This is a genomic window from Variovorax sp. 20P10.2.4 (assembly GCF_058244205.1).
This window is the reverse complement of the sequence record NZ_JBZAYE010001027.1, coordinates 1-1734: the sequence shown is the minus strand read 5'-3', so window position 1 is coordinate 1734 and position 1734 is coordinate 1. Positions and strand designations below refer to the sequence as shown.

Genomic DNA, 1734 nt, shown 5'->3' with positions numbered 1-1734 from the left:
TGCTCCAGCCGCCACCGCCGAAGCGCGCGAGGCCCGAGGCCAGCGAGACCACGAGCGCGACCATGCCCGCGAGCACCGCGATCACGAGGCTGGTGGTGAGGAAGAACGCGACCACGCCGATGCCGCCGCCCATGACCACCGAGCCCAGGGTCTTGCCGAGGATCGCGCGCACGATCGGCGCGCCGATGAAGACGCCGACGAACAGGAAGATCGCGAGGTTCTCCCAGTCGAAGCCCTGGCTGCTGCCGCCGCCGCCACCGTCGCGCGCGGGCTCGGGCAGCGGCTCGCCGTCGACCAGGCCGATCAGCCGGTCGACCGCGGCGTTGATGCCGCCCGCGAAGTCGCCGTTGCGAAAGCGCGGCTTCATCTCCTCGTCGACGATGCGCGCCGCCGCGAGGTCGGGCACCGCGCCCTCGAGCGCCTTGGCGGGGGCGATGCGCATCCGGCGGTCGTCCTTGGCGACGATCACGAGCAGGCCGTCGCCCACGCCCTTGCGGCCGATCTTCCAGGCATCGCCCACGCGCTGGGTGTAGCTCTCGATGTCCTCGGGCTGCGTGGTCGGCACCATCAGCACCGCGATCTGAGAGCCCTTGCGCTGCTCGAAGGCCGCGAGCTTGGTCTCGAGGCCGGCGCGCTGCGCGGCATCGAGCGTGCCGGTCTGGTCGATCACGCGCGCCGTGAGCGCGGGCACCGGCAGCGGGGCCTGCGCGAAGGCCGGCAGCGCGGCCCAGCCGAGCGCCACGGCAAGGAACGCGGCCAGCAGGCGGCGGATCAGGGCTGCGGCCATCGGCGCAGCTTTGCCTTACTTCTTCGGCGCGCCGAAGTCGACCGTCGGCGGCACCGAGATCTGGGCCTCGTTCTGCACCGAGAAGTTCGGCTTGGGCGCGTAGCCGAAGACCTTGGCCGTGAGGTTGGTGGGGAAGCTGCGCGCGAGCACGTTGTACTCCTGCACGCTCTCGATGTAGCGGTTGCGCGCCACGGTGATGCGGTTCTCGGTGCCCTCGAGCGTCACGCGCAGGTCGCGGAACGACTGGTTGGCCTTGAGGTCGGGGTAGCGCTCCGACACCACCATCAGCCGCGACAGCGCCGAGGAGAGCTCGCCCTGCGCCTGCTGGAACTTGTTGAAGGCCTCGGGGTTGTTGAGCGTCTCGGGCGTGACCTGGATCGAGGTCGCCTTGGCGCGCGCCTCGATCACCTTGGTCAGCGTGTCCTGCTCGAAGGCCGCTTCGCCCTTCACGGTGGCGACGATGTTGGGCACCAGGTCGGCGCGCCGCTGGTACTGGTTGAGCACCTCGCTCCAGGCCGACTTGCTGGCCTCGTCGAGCGACTGGAACTGGTTGTAGCCGCATCCGCTGAGGGACAGGACCGCCGCGAGGATCAGGAGCCAGCGCTTCATCATCATTTGCATTACCTCCACAGAATGGGGCCGAAGTTAGCATAGGTGCTCCTATGTCCCTCGATCCGCTTCAAGCCCTGCGCGGCGCGAACCGCCCGGCGGTGCCCATCCCCGACGCCTCCGCCGCCTTCGGCACGCTGCTCATTGCCGGCGCCACCGGCGCGCTGGGGCAGGACCTGCTGCACCGGCTCGCGGGCAGCCACCGCCATGCGCATGTGCGCGTGCTGGTGAGCGAGCCCATGCACGACGGGCTGCCCGGCGTCGAGTCCTGCCTCTGCCCGCCGCTGCCCATTGAGCAGTGGCCGCCGACCTCGGCCCAGGCCGCGATCGTCGCCTTC

Annotated in this window: 2 protein-coding genes and 1 pseudogene; 1 reads left to right on the top strand and 2 read right to left on the bottom strand. The window is 70.4% G+C overall.

Features of this window, described 5'->3' with window-relative positions; all coding sequences use genetic code 11:
• Together AC27VN_RS40675 and AC27VN_RS40670 are read right to left on the bottom strand one after the other, a co-directional pair.
• A partial coding sequence (locus tag AC27VN_RS40675; protein ID WP_490880390.1) for a TPM domain-containing protein occupies positions 1-787 on the bottom strand: 787 nt, incomplete at its 3' end.
• A 15-nt stretch (positions 788-802) separates the two neighbouring features.
• Positions 803-1402 (bottom strand): LemA family protein, encoded by a 600-nt coding sequence (locus AC27VN_RS40670; RefSeq protein ID WP_371268851.1) that lies wholly within the window; start codon positions 1400-1402, stop codon positions 803-805.
• Positions 1403-1449: 47 nt separating this feature from the next.
• On the opposite strand from AC27VN_RS40670, the pseudogene AC27VN_RS40665 reads away from it, so the two are divergent.
• Positions 1450-1734: pseudogene (locus tag AC27VN_RS40665) on the top strand (hypothetical protein); the annotation flags it as partial.

Bases quoted from the DNA above. Each gene is read 5' to 3' on its own strand.
- AC27VN_RS40670 (WP_371268851.1), bottom strand. From the start codon at position 1,402: ATGATGATGAAGCGCTGGCTCCTGATCCTCGCGGCGGTCCTGTCCCTC.